This is a genomic window from Fodinibius sp. GM108, assembly GCF_058386985.1.
The window spans coordinates 379,427-397,066 of sequence record NZ_JBYEIR010000004.1; the positions used below are offsets into that span (position 1 = coordinate 379,427).

The window sequence follows — 17,640 nt, forward strand, 5'->3', positions numbered from 1 at the left end:
GCAACCTTCAACATCTTGTTAATTCATCTTCGCCTTCGTTTGCATAAGCAGATCTTCAATCTCTTGTTGTGTTACATTATAATGTTCATTGCAAAAGTGGCAAACCAGCTCTTGTCCCTCGTCACTGATCTCCTTGAGATCCTCATAGCCAAGCATCGCCAAAGCATTGACAAAACGTTTCCGGGTACAGCGGCAAAAGAAATCCACTGGTTGACGATCCAGTTCTTTAACCTCCATCGGAGCCATGGCCTTTAGCATAATATCATCAATATATTGCCCTTCGGAGAGCATAGAACTTATGGGATCAAACTCTAGTAACTTTTCCTGAAGCTTATCAATGGCGCCTTCCGGAGCATCGGGCATGCGCTGAATTAAAAGACCGCCCGCTTCAGTAACTTCTCCCTCGCTGTCGATGCCGACATCAAGCAGCACAGCCGAAGGGACCTGTTCCGACTGCACCATATAATAGGCGATATCGTCTGTGATGTTTCCGCTGACCAGCTCGATACTGCTGTGCTGAGGCTCGGCTTCATTATAAAGTGTTTTACTCACAGTCAGAACGCCGACACCTAGACCATCTCCGATATCTGTTTCTGGTTTATAGTATTCAAGTTGAGCCTGCGGATTCTGAACATAGCCGCGGATTTCGCCCACCCGGTTGGCTTCGGCAACGAGCAAACTTACGGGACCCTGTCCCTCAATGCGCATTTTAATGCGCTCTTCGCCTTTGAGCTCGGAAGCCAGAAGCATTGTTCCCGTCAGTGCCCGCCCAAGTAATACGGTGTTGAGAAGAGATAGATTATGATTTTGGCGGGCTGTCTTGACGACGTCTGTTGTTTTTACTACTGAAATCTTGAGGTGTCCGTCCTTGCTGATACCTTTAATCAGGCGGTCTTTTTGAATAAAATCTTCTTTTGATATCATATGGTGATCTGTTTGGTTTTTAATTCCAGTCTTGCAACAAAAAAGGCGACATAAACATTTAACCCGTATTTCTCATGAATATTATTGTCACACTAAATATCCTGTAATGGTGCAAAAACTTATCAGGATGTTAAGGAGTTAAATAAAATTACAGTGTGTATATAACTTTGAAATTTGTCCGCCAGCTTCGTTGGAGACCAAATGGTTCAATCAACGTACCTGAGTACGTCTCATTCACCATTTACCTTCCGTCTTGCTGACGACCAAATTTCTTTGTGAGAAATACGGGTAAGTTCAGGCCGCCCCGACATTCAGGTTTAAATAATTTACAGATTTGCGTTCTTATAGAGTTCCCCAATATGTCCTGAAAACTTGCTCTCGGAGGTATAAATTTGACCGATTTTCCCAACCTCTTCTATGCGCTTTTCGGCAAGAATATTAGAGGCTACAAATGTTGGCGTATTATTTTCTTCTGAATAATCCAGGATATCCAAAATAGTGTCGTAAATTTTTGACGCCTGTTCGTGAGCACGCTTTTCGTTATATCCTTCAAGCTCGTTGGCCACGTTAATAAGTCCGCCACCATTAATCACATAATCAGGAGCGTAAATAATACCTTTATCCAGCAGCATTTGACCGTGTCGTTTTTCTTCATCAAGCACGTTGTTAGCACCGCCGGCAATGATATCACACTTGAGATGATCGATCGTGTCATCGTTTACAATTCCACCGAGTGCACAGGGGCTAAAAATGTCAACATCGAGTCCATATATATCATCGGGATCCACTACTTTAGCGCCTACATCTTCTGCCAGTGCCGTTACTTTATCTTCATAAATGTCACAGATAAAGAGTTCAGCACCTTCTTTGCTGAGAAAATCAACAAGGTGTGAGCTGACATGTCCCGCTCCCTGTACCGATATCTTTTTGCCCTCCAGCGAATCAGATCCATACGCTTTTTTGGCACAGGCCTTCATGCCCTGATATACTCCATAAGCTGTAACAGGAGAGGGATCACCGCTACCGCCGATCGCTTTTGGTAAACCGGTTACATATTTAGTTTCCATCCGGACCCACTCCATGTTTTGCACGTTAATGCCCACATCTTCAGCTGTAATGTACCGTCCGCCGAGACTGTCAACATAGCGACCGAAAGCACGAAACAAAGCTTCATTTTTTTCCTTCCGAGGATCACCGATAATCACAGCTTTGCCTCCGCCCAGGTTTAAGCCCGAGATAGCGGCTTTATACGTCATCCCCCGAGAAAGCCGAAGCACGTCGCGAATTGCTTCCTGCTCATTATTGTAGGGCCACATACGCACACCGCCCAGTGCAGGTCCCAGCGTTGTGTCGTGGATGGCAATAATTGCCTTTAACCCCAAGCTTGGTTCCGAGCAGACGACTATCTGTTCATGCTCGTAATCTTGCAGCTTGTGAAATAGTGGAAAATTATCAGAAATATCTGATGGAGTAGTTTTTTCTATAGTGGTAGATTGCATAATATCTGGATTAAGTCATCATTAAATTTTTAATCAAATCCCTTGCCAATTCCACGAATTGCCCTATTTAACCTTTTACTCTGCCGATGGTCTTTTTTTTGAACTATTGTTCAGAATTATTTCAATAATTCAGAATAAATCTCTTAAATCGGAGTATCCTAATCTACAAAAAATAGGGCAAATTTAGTAGTGCAGCTGCGAGACCAAAAACAACTGATGCTGAAGATGACTGGAAAACTTCTTTTTTTAATGGATGATATTTATCTCTGAAATTGTATTTTAATTAGAGATCAGCGGCAGATAATTTATTATCGTGCGCTAGTGTAGCTATGTGGTTTGACCGCCGATAGACTATTTATGACAAAAAAGAAAAAAACAGGTAATTATGTCTTTTCGCTGGGTATATGCTACACCAGAAAACAAAGAAGCTATATCCGTGTTGCAAGAGCAGCTGGGGGTTCCCGAGAAAATTGCTCATCTGCTCTCGTTACGGGATATAGATACATATGAGAAAGCAAAAGCTTTTTTTCGGCCGGGGTTAGATCAGCTTCACGATCCTTTTTTAATGAAGGATATGGACAAAGCCACCGAACGACTGGCCAAAGCTATTCGCCAAAGAGAAAAAATCCTTGTTTATGGGGATTACGATGTAGACGGAACCACGTCGGTTGCTATTTTATATCTTTTCCTGGAGGAGTTTGGCGTCGATGTTGAATTTTATATCCCCCACCGGTTTAAGGAGGGGTACGGCATAAATGAGGAGGGTATTCAGCATGCTGTAGAGATCAATGCCGATTTGATTGTATCGGTGGACTGCGGCATTACAGCTGTGGAAGAAACCGAACAGGCCCGAAAACACGATATCGACGTAATCATCTGCGATCATCACAATGTTGGGGATGCCATTCCCGACGCGGTGGCTGTATTGGACCCTAAAAGAGATGATTGCAAATATCCGTTCAAGGGATTATCCGGTGCCGGCGTTGGATTCAAGCTGATCCAGGGAACAACGGAAAAGCTGGGTCTTGGCGATAAGCTGGTTTTTAAGCTGCTTGATCTCGTGGCTATCTCTATTGCTTCGGACATTGTACCCATTCAAGGAGAGAACCGAATCTTGATGCGTGAAGGGCTCAAGCAGATTAATGCCGAGCCGAGGGTGGGTATCAAAGCACTGCTGGATCTTATCAATTTGGAGGTGGGCTCTATTGCGACGTCGAATATTGTGTTTTCTATTGGTCCCCGCATTAATGCGGCCGGACGGATGGGCGATGCCACGAAGGCCGTAAGACTGCTGATTGCCGATACGCCCGCCGAGGCAAAATCGCGCGCCCACGAGCTGGAAAGCATTAACATTGCCCGCCGCGACAAAGACACCAAAACGATGGAAGAAGCCAAGGAGATGGTCGATTCAGAATATGATCTGGATGATATTTCTTCGATGGTGTTGCATCATCCCGACTGGCATCTGGGTGTTATCGGGATTGTGGCCTCGCGGCTGGTGGATACCTACGGGCGCCCGGCCGTGATGCTGAGTACGGTAAACGGAAAAATTAAGGGATCGGCGCGGAGCATCGACGGGTTTAATATATACGAGGCGTTTAAAAAGTGCGAAGATCTGCTGGAGCAGTTCGGCGGTCATGAATATGCCGCAGGCCTTACGATCAAGAAAGAGAATGTGGAAGAATTCCGCCGTCGAATAAATGAAATTGCCTCTAACAATCTATCGGAAAAAGATTTTACGCCTGAGCTGAATATCGATTGCGAGTTGGATCTCAGTGATGTGGATATGCGCTTTTGGAAGCTGTTGAGTCAGTTTGAGCCGTATGGACCAGGCAACCTGCGCCCGATATTTGTCAGCCGCGACGTCCGCGTTGTGGGCGTGCCGACGGTGGTAGGCAAAGGGCACCTGAAGATGAAGGTGGCACAAAACGGGTCCGGCAAATTTGACGTGATCGGGTTTAACATGCACGAATACCTGCCGGTGATACGCAACACTGACGGCCAAAATTTGAATATCGCCTATTCCATTGAGGAGAATAACTGGAATGGCCGGTGCACCCTGCAGCTTCGTCTGCGGGACATCCAGATTGAAGACGAAGAGTAGCAAAAAATCCGCGTTCTGTTCTTTGTATAAAGTGGAAAAGCTTTTATATTTGGCAACTCTTATTCGAGTTGGGACTGTAGCTCAGTAGGTAGAGCACGCGACTGAAAATCGCGGTGTCGGCGGTTCGATTCCGCCCGGTCCCACGCAAGGCCTTGCAGCTTTTTAGTTGCAAGGCCTTTTTTGTTTTGAGTTGGTCTATCGTCCGATTGCTGGGTTTGCAGTCGGACGGGTGGAGGGGAGTAGCCTTGTTTATCCATCGGACGGCGAACCCAGCCGCCTGATGGGTTACTGAATTTCCTCTCATTTATCTCTGGTCTGTATCCATCAGAGCTACAATAATTTTTTGATAGTGCTGGATTTCTTCAAAGCTAAATTTCCTGTAGCGTCGATCTTTAAGCCACTTCTGAACTGACTGTAACTTTCTATCGTGACCCCTAGAATAATTTATTGGGGAATATCCTTGATAAACAAAAATTGGCGTGTAATGTATGGATAGCAAAAATAATTTAAGTGGAAGTACGGATAATTAACTAAATGTCTAGGTGTTTGAAAATTAGTATTAAATATTTTAAAATAATTTAAGTTGATTTTGAAACCGTAGAAAAAGTAAGACTGATTTATAAGAGAGTTAAAAATTAATCTTTAATCTTAGAGGGTTATTTATCATGTCAAAGAATAAAAAAGCTGCTATCGATCTGGATGAAATCAAGGATAAAAAACTAGATGAAATAAGTGCATCAGAATTTTTATCTGCTCTTAACGAGGGTGGAGCTAGTCTAGAACACTTAACAGTGTGGCCCGAAAAGAAAAAAGTAGAACTCCATGTTGAGCCTGAGAATTGGGGTAACTTTAATGTAGACGACATCTTGGATGTAATAAAGAATGAAAAGAAAAAAACAGAACTGGAAAAGAATCCTATGGAATCTTGGAGTGATCCAAGAAGAATGCCTGATCCGAGAAAAATGACATATGATCAACTTTTAAATCGACTGGCAACAGATCTTGAAGAACGATTCCGAAAGTAAAAAATTTGTTGATCGCCGGGAAAGTGTGGTTGTAATAATTCATCGGGATGGAGATCTACTGTCTGAATCAGTAGCGAATCATTTATCCCAAGAGCAAGTTACAGTTAGGCAGTATAAACCGAAATCAGTGGGAGATCTACAGGTAACATTATGCAATAATTCTTTTTGCATAAATGGCCTAAAAGTGAGGGGTATATTCTTTCGCGTTTCTCCTAATGAAAACTTTAGTTACCATTTCCGAAAGCAAGATCAGTCTTTTATAGATACTGAAATGCGCTCAATTTGGTTATCAGCATTTCATTGTGATTCAGTGCTGGCAATAAATAATTACGATGCTATTTCCTGGTTTGAAGGTATAGAATGGTACCAGTGGAGACGTCGTTTGATCCAAAAGAATATACCAGTATCCCAATTCAGCTTTGGGAAAATGAATTTCGATAAATCGAAATATTGGTATCCTTATGCTAGCAATTCTTCAAGATCTGTGCCCAATTCAAATACATGCAAGATTTTAGGAGCCCCTAAGACAAATAGTATTAGTTGTAAAAAAAGCTTTGCAGTAGATGGAGAAATAATTTTTGGGCCTGGGAGCTCAATTATAAAATCAACAGCACAAACCCTGTTGGAGTTAGGAATATATATTGCGGAAATCCATTCTGATGAAAAAGGACATATCCTTAAAGTAGAAACTCAACCACATCCTAAAAAAAAGCTCAGAGATTTATTAAGTCATAAAATCAGAGAATCGTTTTGCGAATTTGTATAGTAGGTAATGATGAGGATCTGACCTCAACATATATATCATGGCTTTGTGAAAAAAGAGATATTGATATCGTTAAACTCTCTGAAGAGAAGCTCGGCGTGAATTGGGATTTTTCTTACGATGATACAGATCTTGCTTCAGGATATATTGAAACATCTAATCATAAATATACATTTTCATCACTTGATGGGATTTTTGTACGGTTGACTCCTAATCCAGGTCTTCCTGAAGGTTTGGAATTAACTGCTGAAATAAATTCAGTATTGGTCTTAGAAAGACGAAAGGCTCTTCAATACTTCCTCAATTCTATAAACTGCCCGGTAGTTAATCGTCCCTGTGCAGGTAGATCAAATGGTTCTAAACCTTTTCAAATGCAGATGTTAGACAGCAATGGATTTAAAGTGCCTGAGTGGATAGTCAGTAATCGAGAAGCTGATATCAGGCAATTTAGCCAGAAATATCAGCGTAAAGTTATATATAAATCTTGTTCGGGGCTTAGATCAGAAGTACGTTTACTAGATGACCAATTGTTAAATCGACTGGAAGAAGGAACCTCTCCCGTGATATTACAAGAGTACATTGATGGTTATGATGTAAGAGTTCATATTGTTGGAGAACAAGTTTTTCCTACTTTAATCAGATCCGATGGTGTTGATTATCGATTCGAAAGTGAGAATAATGAATTCGAAGCAACTCAGATTCCTGACATCATAAAAAAACGTTGTATAAAAGTTGCTTATTCCGAAAATTTAAATCTAGCCGGTATCGACTTTCGGGTAACCGATGATGACCAATGGTACTGCTTAGAATTAAATCCTGTTCCAAATTTTCTTCCGTATGAAATGTCTACTGACCAACCTATTGGTGAGGCAGTTTTAGATTTGTATGAATCAAAAAATTAGCATCTGACGAGTTCGTCCTGGAAGGGTAGAGAATCTGCCTATTGTCATCGGCACCATTGATTGGTTTATCCGCAGGAACGCAGGACGATAACCAAAGTCTCTATACGTAAATGTGTTGTTTTTGTTATTTGTTATCATTTACAATGGACCTGGCGGTTTAGTTTGTATCTGTATATTTAAATGAAGTCACCCGATTCCAGTGGAGCCCGATAAAGAAAACAACAGCAGTAAGCTCAAATGAGCGTCCGACCAACCAGGCATATTCAGAAAAACGGAGCAGGTGATCACCGATATTTATAAAAATGCCCAGGTTTAACGCGACAGGGATAATCATCGCCCAGAGCTGGTCGCGATCTGCCGTCTTAACCCGGCTCTTTGGTAAAATCCAGTAGGCCGTTCCGAGAGTCAGCTGAATAATCCATCCGAAGATCAGCATCTCTATATGGATGGTGAGCAGATGCCATATTCCCGGATAAAGGGGATAGGCTTTGTGGATGAGCAATGATGCCCCCAGCAGAAATCCCACGATCAGGTACAGAAGCGAAAGGCGAATCATTAACCGGCTGGGCAGGGGCATATCAGCTATTTCGTTTCTTTTTGCGATTGCGCAGACGTTGTTTTTTCGACTGGATACGCGGCCACATCTCAATAGTGTATGTAACAGCCGCCAGAACCTGCGAAATGGCAGAGATAATAATCATGAGATCCCAGACGGCGGCTTCGGAAGTCGAAACCCACGGCTCGGCTGTAATGCGAAGTGCCAATCCGCCGTTCAGTAGAATGTAGGTCAACCAGCCCCACAGTTGGGGTTTGAATCCTTCTTCGCGGGTGCGGCCGGGAAACATCCATATCGAGACGCCAAAGATGATTTGCGTGATCCACCCGACCATTAGCATGTGCCAGAAAAGGGGCACCATGGCGGGCGAACTGATCGATTCGATTTCAATGGCAATGCCCAACAGGAGTGAAAGTAGGAAGAAAACGAGTCCTGTTTTAATAAATGTGCGGGTAATTTTTGGCATAAGTAATTAAAAGTCTTTCGGTTCGTTGCGATCGCATTTTTTGCAGTCCAACGTGGTACCGATGTGTTTTTGCCGACCTTCTTTCGTTGTTACCCACGGACGAATCATCCATGGCGGGTTATGGCGCACGTGCTGGGTGTGTCCGCATTCGAGCCGGGCTACCCAATCGTCATGTTCATCTTTGTGAAAGCCTGTAATTGGCTGTTCCATCAATGTAAATGAATTCTGCTATTAACCTCTCAGTAATTTCAGAGCGTAGTACAGGATCCCCAAACCAAGCAGCAAATTCAAGCGTCCGAGCCAGCTCGATATCTTTCGCATGACTTGAGTTTTTTGGGATTCAGGCTGCTCATCCATTAGTTTGGCGGCTTTGGGGCCGGCATAAAAATCGTGCACTCCGCTGACGATAAGTGCTGCCGCAAACAAGTACAGTTTAATGAATAAGTATCCACCGAAAACATCCGTCCAAAAGGAGCCGGTTAATAACTGGTCAATCGTAAAGCCGCGTGTCAAAAGATTGGTGATACCGGTAATAGTCAGCACAACGAAAAGGATCCAGGAGATGCGACTGAATTTTTTGCCAACAAGTGTAAAGAAAACTCCTTTTTTATGTTTCAGGATTTCGTGGCGTGATGCCGGAACCAACACGGCCACAGTAAACAGCATTCCTCCTATCCAGAATATCGCAGAGATGACGTGAATAAAAACGGACAGATAGTACATAGAAAAAAGAAAGGCGGTCGATCGATCCGACCGCCTTAAAGTTATATTTATTCAACTGTCAAAGTACCCTTCATACCGCCGGAATAGTGGCCGGGAAAGCTGCAAATATATTCGTAGTCGCCCGATTCATCCGGAGCGTTAAATACCACTTCTACTGTCTCTCCACCGGCAGCGAGATCGGTGCTAGAAACTATTTGATCCGTCATATCTGCCGGAATATAATCGCTATCTTTAGCTCGTGCAGCTGCATTGGCAAATGCCTGTCCATCTGCACCCATAGTCAATAATATCCAGTTGTGTGCCATAGCTGAAGCCGGCAGGTCACTTACTGTGGTTAGACGTATGCGAATTTCTTCACCGGGTTCGGCAGAAATAGATTCGAGTTGAAGATAGTCGCCGGATTCTCCGCCGATGGTAATTCTGTCTTGTTGATTTTCAACGACAAATCTCATCTGGTCGATGCCGATAATTTCAATGGTTCGGATGTCATCATCGGCCTGTGCAGCGGTTTCCGATTGATCGCTTGCTTGCTGTTGATCTCCGGATTCACCTCCGCAGGCGGTAAGCATTCCAAAAAGTAATAGTAGTGACAATGCGTGTGATAAATAACGTTTCATAGTAGATTTAGGATTAGGTTAAGTAGTAGAGTTTAGAATTGTTGATTTGTTATGTGTAAAAGATTTTCGAATAAGCTGGAAGGCTACCCCTCCCAGAAACAGAAGTATGGCCGCTACGTTTCCATAGCTTCCCATCTGTCGGAGGACGGGATAAATTGCCATGTCTCCGATAATCCGGATTAGCAAAGAAAAGTGCAGTAAAATCAGTGGCAGGTAAAAGTACATGTGCCAGGGAACCAGCTTGCCGGACAGCGACGGAATGATAATCGAAGCGTGGGCGAATATCATGCTGAAAACAAATCCCACAAAAAGCATGTGCAAAATTCCGTCATAAATAGGTCCGGCTGTCGGAAACCCATACCAGAGGCCATACAGCCCGCCAAGGATGAGCCAGCTGTAGCCGGTAAGCAGACAAATGGCGCTGTATTTGGTCCAGGTTGTGGATTTGATCGTGCGTCGGGCCACATCATACTGGATCAGCCATCCCGCGCTGCCAATTAACAACAGAGAGGCGATACTCCATCCGATGTCTCGATCGATATGGGTAAGTGCTAACGCTGCGATCCATCCGAAAATAAGTACGGTAAAAATTTGTTGCGCTCGCTCGGGCGGACGCATGATACGATTAAGTTCCAGCCGTTCGCCAAAAATAGTGAGCATGGGAAAGGCAGCCCACCACACAACGAGCGAATAAATAGGATATCCGGCTACAAACATCAGATTGCCCACTAGTAAAGAGGCTGCGCCCAACGCCATAATCAAGTGATAAATTTTAGGCTGAAGATAGTAAAGAAAAAACATTACTGCTGAAAGTCCGACGGATCCGATAATCAGTGCCCAGTCAGAAGGGGTTGGCAACCCGATCAGCATAAGAATAGTTGAAGTGGCCATAAATACCGGGGCTGCGTATGCCCATTTCTTTTCCAGGGCAGCGGCGCGCTCCAGGCCGATAAGAGTGCCCAGAAATCCATTGATCATCAGCGGTCCGTGAGCAATGGGAGATACAAAAGGTTCGGTGGTGGACAGTAATCCCAGGCGGACCAATCCGGAATAGAGACCGGCCAGTAATCCAATAGCCGCCAATATCAATAATCCAACAAGAACAAAAGTTGGCACTTTATTCATTTTCAAATTCATTATACACGCTGTTGGGGCGGAGGTTGGGCGAAAAATTCTACGTCCTCTTTTATCATATCGACCGACCATTCCGGCTCCCATACCAGGTTAATTTCGTACTGATCGACTCCATCTGTGGATTCCAGCGCCTGCACGATCTGCTGCTCCAGGTATCGACGCATCGGACAGCCCGGCGTGGTGACGGTATATTCTATTCTCACGTTGCCATCGTCTATATAGATGTCATATACCAGCCCCAGGTCTACGATGTTTACGCCCAGTTCCGGGTCGATTACATCGCGGAGCTGCCGGACTATCCTGCGTCGATCTATGGAGGAGGAAGCAGACATGAGTTATGCGTCCGTTTTACCAATACGAACTTTCCAGACATCAGGTCCCTCTTCGAGGTATTCCCAGCTGAACTTGTCATCACCTCGTTCGGCTGCCATCTCGTAATACAACGGCTTGGGATTGTGATCATTAATAATCACAAACGTTTCGCCTTCGGCAAGGGCATCATATGTTTCAAAAATGGCAGGATGTTTACGTTTCGGCTCAATTTTTCGGATGTCAAGTTGTTGTTCTGTATCAGGCATTGTTTGGTTATTTATTATTAGTTATTGGTTAATAGTTAACTGTTGTGAATAACCATTAACTAATAACTACTTTACTGCTTCTGCTTCTTCCCAGCTTTCAATCAAATGTTCTCGTTTGTTATCACGTTGACTCCATTGATCCACTTCCGGCAGCGGATCTTTCACTTCATTGATAACATGGTCGGCCCATTCTTCAGAGAGCCGTTCATTTAACTCGATATAGTCTTCCCACTCCATCGGTACTTCATCATCGGGAAAAATGGCCTCTTCCGGACATTCGGCCACACATGCATCACAGTCGATGCATTCAATCGGATCGATAACCAAAAAATTGGGCCCTTCCCGAAATGCATCAACGGGACAAACGGCCGCGCAGTTGGTGTGTTTGCATTGGATGCACGGATCGGTTACGACGTAAGCCATCTTTTAAAGCTGTTTGTTTGTTGATTCATTCGAAAGGTAGAAGTAGCAGAAATTAATTTCAACTATAAAAACGGTTATTACCAATTTAATTGATTTATTTATCTAAGACTGATAACTTGATGCTGTACTAAAAAGAGAATCATCAGAAATTTAACCGTTATGAATCGAAGACAATCACTTAAAGAATTGACGCCGGACGCCACGGTAGGTCAGATAGTAAATGCGGGGGCAGATTCCGAAGTTTTGTTGGCATCTATTGGATTAAATCCGGAGAAGCATAGTGCACAGACACTGCGCTCAGTGTGCCAGGCGCGACAGTGGAGTGAAGTTGAACTGCTGAATTGGCTCAAGGAAAAAGATGATAAACAGACAGATGACGAAAAACCCAGATACGAGGTAGGTGATAATGTCAGTGCACTTTGTTCTCGGTTGCTCAGGCATTACCACAAGAATAGCCGAGCTCTTGTAGAAGAAATTGAGCAAGCATTTCCCCGAGTTCATCAGGTGCACGGAAATCAATATCCGTGGTTAAAAAATATGAAATGGCATTTCGATTCATTCAGAGAAGCTGTGCGATTGTTCTACATGTTTGAGGAGGAGAAATTGATACCACTTGTGAAAAGAATATCGGAAAAGAAATCCTCCCTGCTCCACGGAACTGTCCAAAGGGTCAATCGTTGTTTGAACATTTTAAGTCGCGACCATGATCGTTTATACAGACAGATGCAAACAATTCGAAATAAGGCCAGGAATTTTGAAAATCCGGCCAATGCCTGCACGACACTGCGAATTATGAATAAAAATTTTGAGCTGCTTTTTAGTTCTCTTGAAGAACAGTTTGAGTTTGAAAAAGAAATACTAATCCCAAAAATCGCAGAACATTTGGCTTTGATTGAGGATTAGAATAAAAGATCAGGCAACAATTAGCGGAGAATAATTTAATTTACTTTGATTGGCATGATTACCGGCACTAAAAAAGAGATTATTGATTTGATTAAACGCCGGGGTACACTCTCTATAGATGAGGCGGTCGAAGAAACGGAACTTGCAAAAACAACCCTGCGCGAGCACTTCATACAGCTGGAGCGTGACGGTTTTGTCGATCGAGAGTATTTGCGGTCCGGGCCCGGACGTCCAAGTCTTCAGTATCAGCTGACGCCCAAAGGCAACAGCTTGTTTCCATCATACGAATCTTCACTGATGCGTGAGCTTATAAATCATATTAAGTCTGAGGGAGACGAAGATATACTCGAGAATTTCTTCGAATGGTTTTGGAATGAACGACTGAAAAAAGCACGTGCACGCATGGACGATGCTTCGGAAGAAGACCTGGAACGGCGGCTTGAAGCTTTGATGCAGATGCTGGAAGAAGAGGGCTTTATGCCGGAGTTTGAAATTGATCATGATAACGAAGAGCTGACTGTAAAAGAGTGTAATTGCCCCTTCAGCGAAGTAGTCAAAGAAACGCGGCTGCCCTGCAAACTCGAAGCTAAGTTTTATGAAAAGTTATTTGAGCAGAAAATTGACCGGACAACTTATATTGCTGAAGGAGATCATGCCTGCACCTATGATATTAAATCGATATAGCTTCTATAGAAAAACTGACAAACAACCTTTTACCACAATGCAAAAGCTAAATGTAGGGAGCAATACTACACAGATCACCAATTATACCGTATGAATTTATTGTGAAAAAAACGGTAAGATCGTTCTTAATGATTCATTAAAAAAACAATAAAGATATGGGCACTGAAAACATTGTACAGGCACTCAATGATCAACTGAATAGAGAAGTTTCAACTTTTTTACGTTACATGCTTCAGGCGGCTTCCATCAAGGGAGCTGAATACGAGAGTGTGCGTAATATGTATCTCGAGGAGGTTCTGGATGAAGTGAGGCATGCCCAGTACTTGGCAAATCAAATTGAGATGCTCGGGGGTACTCCTGAACTCGATCCGGATCTGACACGACCGCCTGAAGATGTCAGTGAAATGCTGAAGAACGACGCTGAAGAGGAGAAAAAAGATGTGCAAAATTATAAGCGCCTGGCGGAGCTGGCAGAAGAAGAGGATCTCCTGTCTTTGAAGATGAACATGGAAGACCAGGGTGCCGAAGAAGACGAACACGGACAAGAGATGCGAAGATTATTAGGCTGATGTATGGCTGCAACTATTACAGTGTGACATTCTAAAAGAGAGAATTATGATTGTTCACGATTTATCAAAATTTATCAGTGAGGCTTCATACGAGCATTTATCAGAACGTGCAAAAAACCAGCTGAAGATTCGCCTGCTGGATTCTCTGGGGACGGCTATTGGCGCGGTCGAAGGTCCGCCGGTGCAAGCGATACGGAAGATGATAGACGATTTTGGCGGATCTGAAATGAGCTCGCTTGTAGGCGGTGGCAAGAAAACACCGGATCGTGCGGCGTTTTACAACAGCGGGTTAGTTCGGTATCTGGATTTCAATGATAGTTATCTGGCCAAAGGTGAAACCTGTCATCCGAGTGATAATATCGGCTCAATTTTGGCGGCGGGAGAAACTACAAATCTTAGCGGCAAAGAGTTTTTGACGGCCCTCGGTGTGGCCTATCAGGTACAGTGTCGGCTTAGCGATGAAGCGCCGGTCCGTGATAAAGGTTTCGATCACACCACTCAGGGATCTTATGCCGTGGCCGCTGGTGTTTCCAAAGCTTTGGATCTTGATGAAGAGAAAACGGCCAATGCGATCGCTATTGCCGGTACTGCCTTAAATGCACTGAGGGTTACCAGAACCGGTGCACTCTCAAACTGGAAAGGCATGGCCTATCCTCATACGGCCTTTGGTGGTACGCACGCTGCATTTCTGGCCAAGTATGGTATTACGGGTCCGCCGGCCGTATTCGAAGGTAACAAGGGTTTTATGGATTCCATTGCCGGTGACTTTGCGATTGACTGGCAAAATGAGGGACTGGAACGTGTGACCAATACCATTATCAAAAAATACAATGCCGAAATACATTCGCAGTCATCGATAGAAGGGATGATCGAATTGAAGGAGAAGCATGGCTTTTCTGCTGACGAGGTGGAGCAAATAGAAATCGAAATATTTGATGTAGCCTATCATATCATCGGCGGTGGAGAAGAAGGTGATAAGACGATTGTCCGTACCAAAGAAGAGGCCGACCACTCGTTACAATATATGGTGTCGGCTGCGCTGCTCGACGGACAGGTAATGCCGGAACAGTATAGAGGAGATCGTATTAAAGCTGATGACATTCAGTCGCTGCTTAAAAAAGTAAACGTATCACCCAAACAAGAATACAGCGATCGTTTTCCGGATGAAATGCCTGTAAAACTTATCGTGAATTTAAAGAGTGGAGAAAATCATACTATCGAAAAAAATGATTATGAAGGTTTCCACACACGTCCCATGAGTTGGCAAACGGTCATTAAAAAGTTTGAAGGATTGGCTGATCCTTATACCACCAAAGATCTGCGCAAACAAATCACAGAGATAGTTCAGCATTTTGAGCAGCATTTGATTTCGGATCTGATGGAGCTTCTTACAGAAGTAGAGCTAGAATCTTGATTTGCAAATTAATGTACGGACGCGGGCATGCCGCATCCCGACAACTAAAACTTGTTATTATTATGGCTGATAAAAAAACATTCGATTTCCTGAACAAGAATGAACGAGAACCAAAACCACGAAAAACGGGCATTACCGAGATACGTGGACCCTACTACGCTGTTATGGGTAAGCGATACCTGTTGGACATAATGGAGACTATGGGTGAACATGTCGATTCACTGAAATTTTCCGGCGGATCGTTTTCGATCATGCCCAGAGAGGCGGTTGTAGAGCTTATAGATATCGCCCACGATCATGATACGCTCGTATCTACCGGCGGGTTTATGGAGTATGTCCTCACCCAGGGAAAAGGGGCGGTCGGTAAATATATTGATACCTGTAAAGATTATGGTTTTGATATCATTGAGCTTTCTGCCGGATTTATCTCACTGCCTACAGACGACTGGCTGCGTTTGATAGATAAAGTGCAGGAAGCCGGATTACGGGCGAAACCAGAAATCGGAATCCAATTCGGTGCCGGCGGTGACACAGCCAAAGGCGAACTTGAATCCGAGGGTACCCTCGATACGGGCTATGCCGTTAAGCAGGCGAAGCGTTTTGTTGATGCCGGAGCCTATATGATTATGATCGAGTCAGAAGGCATTACCGAAAACGCCGATCCGTGGAGAACTGACGTGCCCGCAGAGTTTATTAACGAAATAGGTCTCGAGAAGCTGATGTTTGAGGCAGCCGATCCGGAGGTATTTGCGTGGTACATTAAAAACTATGGTCCCGAGGTAAATATGTTTGTTGATCACAGCCAGATTGTTCAGCTTGAAACGCTTCGCCGCGGTATCTGGGGCACGAAAAGCCTGTGGGGACGCGTATTGACGTATAAGGGGTAATATGATTACATGATTTATGAGTACTGCAATGTTGTTGTTTACTCTATTGTGATGATTTAATCACTCTACATTTTGCGTAGACACGCAGTAACTAAAATTCTCCCCTTGAGAAGGGAGCTTGGTCATAAGATTAAATTGGAATTACAGTTCATTTTTTCAACGAAAAAAAATGAAGTCGCCGGTCTATGAATCGCGAAACGCTTCGCACATAAGAGCGGGATAATTTCGATGGACCTTCAATGAAGATGAACTATTTTAAAAATAACACCGGTACGAAATTATCCTATTCGCTCTTAGTGCTCCGCCCGTGATTCTAATGCCGGGGGGGTAGAAAAACCAAGTACTTCTATAATACTATTTTAGAAAAGTTTACTTCGCAGAGGAGGAGCCGCATTGATTAAAATTTTTACTGGCAGATGGATCCCTGGTCTAAGAATGTTTTAAAAACTAATTTACTCTGCGCTAAAACTTCACCACTACAGTTAGTCCAAGTCTGGAACTTGAATAAGTATTTAAACAGTATAGATATAAGATTGAGTCAAAAAGATGGCTATAGCTTAAGGAATCAGATATGAGTACTGAAAAGATCAAAACCAAGCGCATCTACGAAGAATATTTCGACGATGACGGATACAGAGTGTTGGTAGATCGACTCTGGCCCCGGGGAGTATCAAAAGAAGAGGCAAGGTTGGATGAGTGGCTAAAAGAAATAGCCCCATCAACAGAGTTGCGAAAATGGTTTGATCATGACTCTGATAAGTTTGCGGATTTCCAAAAACGGTACAAAGCCGAGTTGGAGAAAAAAGATAAGGCTGTGAATTATCTTTTAAAAAAGGCTGAACAGCAGCCGCTTACATTACTCTATGCGGCAAAGGATGAACAGCATAATCATGCTACGGTACTGCAAAAATTTCTTAATAAAAAGAGTGACTAAGAGAAAGAGTGAAGTTGAATTTAGCCGATGCTATTCAGAGACCCAGTCAAATTTGTTATTCTCGGTAATACGTAAATTGAAAGATTTTCCTTTTCCAGCCAATTCAGCCAGCGTGTTATTCTCAAGCATTTCACGTAACTCTCCTCTTACTTCAGCCCATTGATCATGAATAGGGCAAGGTTTCTGTTCTCCACAGCCGGGTAAGCCGAGCGCACATTCCGTCAGGATATCCAGTCCGTCAATGGCTTCCACTACCTCAATTAGTTTGATTTCATCAGCCTCTTTTTTTAGTCGAACTCCACCTTTTGGTCCTTTTAACGATTCAAGAAGGTTTTCCTGTGTCAACTCTTGAAGAATTTTTGTTAAAAAATGACGCGAAATATCGAGCTCTTCACTGATTCGGCTTATCGAGATGAATCTATTATCATCTTCTCCTTTCGCGGCCAGATACAATGAAGCCCTCATACCATAAATACAGGCTTTCGATAAAATCATGGAATAAAATTTTTAAGATATTTTTATCTTAAAAAGATAT

At 43.5% G+C, this 17,640-nt stretch carries 22 protein-coding genes and 1 tRNA gene; 11 read left to right on the forward strand and 12 right to left on the reverse strand.

Going from position 1 to position 17,640, the window contains the following annotated elements:
• Positions 1 to 18: 18 nt before the first annotated feature.
• Together hslO and ACT3ID_RS09685 are read right to left on the reverse strand one after the other, a co-directional pair.
• On the reverse strand, positions 19 to 924 hold the full coding sequence (hslO, locus tag ACT3ID_RS09680; RefSeq protein ID WP_491541818.1) for an Hsp33 family molecular chaperone HslO: 906 nt from the start codon (positions 922 to 924) through the stop codon (positions 19 to 21).
• A 326-nt stretch (positions 925 to 1,250) separates the two neighbouring features.
• Positions 1,251 to 2,423, reverse strand: a complete 1,173-nt coding sequence (locus tag ACT3ID_RS09685) for a Glu/Leu/Phe/Val dehydrogenase dimerization domain-containing protein (protein WP_491541819.1) — start codon at positions 2,421 to 2,423, stop codon at positions 1,251 to 1,253.
• Positions 2,424 to 2,808: 385 nt separating this feature from the next.
• Between ACT3ID_RS09685 and recJ the strand changes: the two genes are divergently transcribed.
• The 5 genes from recJ (at position 2,809) to ACT3ID_RS09710 (ending at position 7,217) form a co-directional block, all read left to right on the forward strand.
• Complete coding sequence (gene recJ, locus ACT3ID_RS09690) at positions 2,809 to 4,527, forward strand: single-stranded-DNA-specific exonuclease RecJ (protein ID WP_491541820.1); 1,719 nt, start codon at positions 2,809 to 2,811, stop codon at positions 4,525 to 4,527.
• A gap of 70 nt (positions 4,528 to 4,597) precedes the next feature.
• Positions 4,598 to 4,670: transfer RNA gene (locus tag ACT3ID_RS09695), tRNA-Phe, on the forward strand.
• A gap of 522 nt (positions 4,671 to 5,192) precedes the next feature.
• Positions 5,193 to 5,552, forward strand: coding sequence for a hypothetical protein (locus ACT3ID_RS09700; RefSeq protein ID WP_491541821.1), 360 nt, complete (start codon positions 5,193 to 5,195; stop codon positions 5,550 to 5,552).
• Positions 5,530 to 6,318, forward strand: a complete 789-nt coding sequence (locus ACT3ID_RS09705; RefSeq protein WP_491541822.1) for a hypothetical protein — start codon at positions 5,530 to 5,532, stop codon at positions 6,316 to 6,318. The genes ACT3ID_RS09700 and ACT3ID_RS09705 overlap by 23 nt, the downstream gene beginning before the upstream one ends.
• Positions 6,303 to 7,217, forward strand: a complete 915-nt coding sequence (locus ACT3ID_RS09710; RefSeq protein ID WP_491541823.1) for an ATP-grasp domain-containing protein — start codon at positions 6,303 to 6,305, stop codon at positions 7,215 to 7,217. Before ACT3ID_RS09705 ends, ACT3ID_RS09710 begins: the two co-directional genes overlap by 16 nt.
• Before the next feature lie 157 nt (positions 7,218 to 7,374).
• On the opposite strand, the gene ACT3ID_RS09715 is transcribed toward ACT3ID_RS09710, so the two are convergent.
• The 9 genes from ACT3ID_RS09715 to ACT3ID_RS09755 all read right to left on the reverse strand — a co-directional run bounded on the left by ACT3ID_RS09715 (position 7,375) and on the right by ACT3ID_RS09755 (position 11,714).
• Entirely contained in the window at positions 7,375 to 7,794 is a 420-nt protein-coding gene (locus ACT3ID_RS09715; protein ID WP_491541824.1) for a hypothetical protein, read from the reverse strand.
• Between the two features lies 1 nt (position 7,795).
• Positions 7,796 to 8,134: a hypothetical protein gene (locus ACT3ID_RS09720; protein WP_491541825.1), complete on the reverse strand. Its 339-nt coding sequence runs from the start codon at positions 8,132 to 8,134 to the stop codon at positions 7,796 to 7,798.
• Between the two features lie 111 nt (positions 8,135 to 8,245).
• Complete coding sequence (locus tag ACT3ID_RS09725; protein ID WP_491541826.1) at positions 8,246 to 8,449, reverse strand: DUF3565 domain-containing protein; 204 nt, start codon at positions 8,447 to 8,449, stop codon at positions 8,246 to 8,248.
• A gap of 21 nt (positions 8,450 to 8,470) precedes the next feature.
• On the reverse strand, positions 8,471 to 8,962 hold the full coding sequence (locus ACT3ID_RS09730) for a DUF4149 domain-containing protein (RefSeq protein WP_491541827.1): 492 nt from the start codon (positions 8,960 to 8,962) through the stop codon (positions 8,471 to 8,473).
• 47 nt (positions 8,963 to 9,009) lie between these two features.
• Positions 9,010 to 9,579, reverse strand: coding sequence for a plastocyanin/azurin family copper-binding protein (locus ACT3ID_RS09735; RefSeq protein WP_491541828.1), 570 nt, complete (start codon positions 9,577 to 9,579; stop codon positions 9,010 to 9,012).
• Between the two features lie 18 nt (positions 9,580 to 9,597).
• Entirely contained in the window at positions 9,598 to 10,704 is a 1,107-nt protein-coding gene (locus tag ACT3ID_RS09740) for a DUF8744 domain-containing protein (protein ID WP_491541829.1), read from the reverse strand.
• A gap of 11 nt (positions 10,705 to 10,715) precedes the next feature.
• Positions 10,716 to 11,045: a metal-sulfur cluster assembly factor gene (locus ACT3ID_RS09745; protein WP_491541830.1), complete on the reverse strand. Its 330-nt coding sequence runs from the start codon at positions 11,043 to 11,045 to the stop codon at positions 10,716 to 10,718.
• Between the two features lie 3 nt (positions 11,046 to 11,048).
• Positions 11,049 to 11,291 (reverse strand): DUF2249 domain-containing protein, encoded by a 243-nt coding sequence (locus tag ACT3ID_RS09750; protein ID WP_491541831.1) that lies wholly within the window; start codon positions 11,289 to 11,291, stop codon positions 11,049 to 11,051.
• A 66-nt stretch (positions 11,292 to 11,357) separates the two neighbouring features.
• Positions 11,358 to 11,714 (reverse strand): ferredoxin family protein, encoded by a 357-nt coding sequence (locus ACT3ID_RS09755; protein ID WP_491541832.1) that lies wholly within the window; start codon positions 11,712 to 11,714, stop codon positions 11,358 to 11,360.
• A 159-nt stretch (positions 11,715 to 11,873) separates the two neighbouring features.
• Between ACT3ID_RS09755 and ACT3ID_RS09760 the strand changes: the two genes are divergently transcribed.
• From ACT3ID_RS09760 to ACT3ID_RS09785, 6 genes are all read left to right on the forward strand, one after another.
• On the forward strand, positions 11,874 to 12,617 hold the full coding sequence (locus tag ACT3ID_RS09760) for a hemerythrin domain-containing protein (RefSeq protein WP_491541833.1): 744 nt from the start codon (positions 11,874 to 11,876) through the stop codon (positions 12,615 to 12,617).
• Positions 12,618 to 12,671: 54 nt separating this feature from the next.
• Positions 12,672 to 13,301 (forward strand): helix-turn-helix transcriptional regulator, encoded by a 630-nt coding sequence (locus ACT3ID_RS09765; protein ID WP_491541834.1) that lies wholly within the window; start codon positions 12,672 to 12,674, stop codon positions 13,299 to 13,301.
• A 155-nt stretch (positions 13,302 to 13,456) separates the two neighbouring features.
• The gene (locus ACT3ID_RS09770; RefSeq protein ID WP_491541835.1) at positions 13,457 to 13,870 is read left to right on the forward strand and encodes a ferritin-like domain-containing protein; all 414 of its coding nucleotides are present in this window, start codon (positions 13,457 to 13,459) and stop codon (positions 13,868 to 13,870) included.
• Positions 13,871 to 13,916: 46 nt separating this feature from the next.
• Positions 13,917 to 15,284: an MmgE/PrpD family protein gene (locus tag ACT3ID_RS09775; RefSeq protein ID WP_491541836.1), complete on the forward strand. Its 1,368-nt coding sequence runs from the start codon at positions 13,917 to 13,919 to the stop codon at positions 15,282 to 15,284.
• 62 nt (positions 15,285 to 15,346) lie between these two features.
• On the forward strand, positions 15,347 to 16,171 hold the full coding sequence (locus ACT3ID_RS09780; RefSeq protein WP_491541837.1) for a phosphosulfolactate synthase: 825 nt from the start codon (positions 15,347 to 15,349) through the stop codon (positions 16,169 to 16,171).
• A 571-nt stretch (positions 16,172 to 16,742) separates the two neighbouring features.
• Positions 16,743 to 17,105 carry a DUF488 domain-containing protein gene (locus ACT3ID_RS09785; RefSeq protein WP_491541838.1) on the forward strand — a complete coding sequence of 121 codons (363 nt, stop codon included), beginning with the start codon at positions 16,743 to 16,745 and terminating at the stop codon, positions 17,103 to 17,105.
• A gap of 30 nt (positions 17,106 to 17,135) precedes the next feature.
• Here the strand turns inward: ACT3ID_RS09785 and ACT3ID_RS09790 are convergent, their stop codons facing one another.
• Entirely contained in the window at positions 17,136 to 17,600 is a 465-nt protein-coding gene (locus tag ACT3ID_RS09790) for an RrF2 family transcriptional regulator (RefSeq protein WP_491541839.1), read from the reverse strand.
• Positions 17,601 to 17,640: the final 40 nt, after the last annotated feature.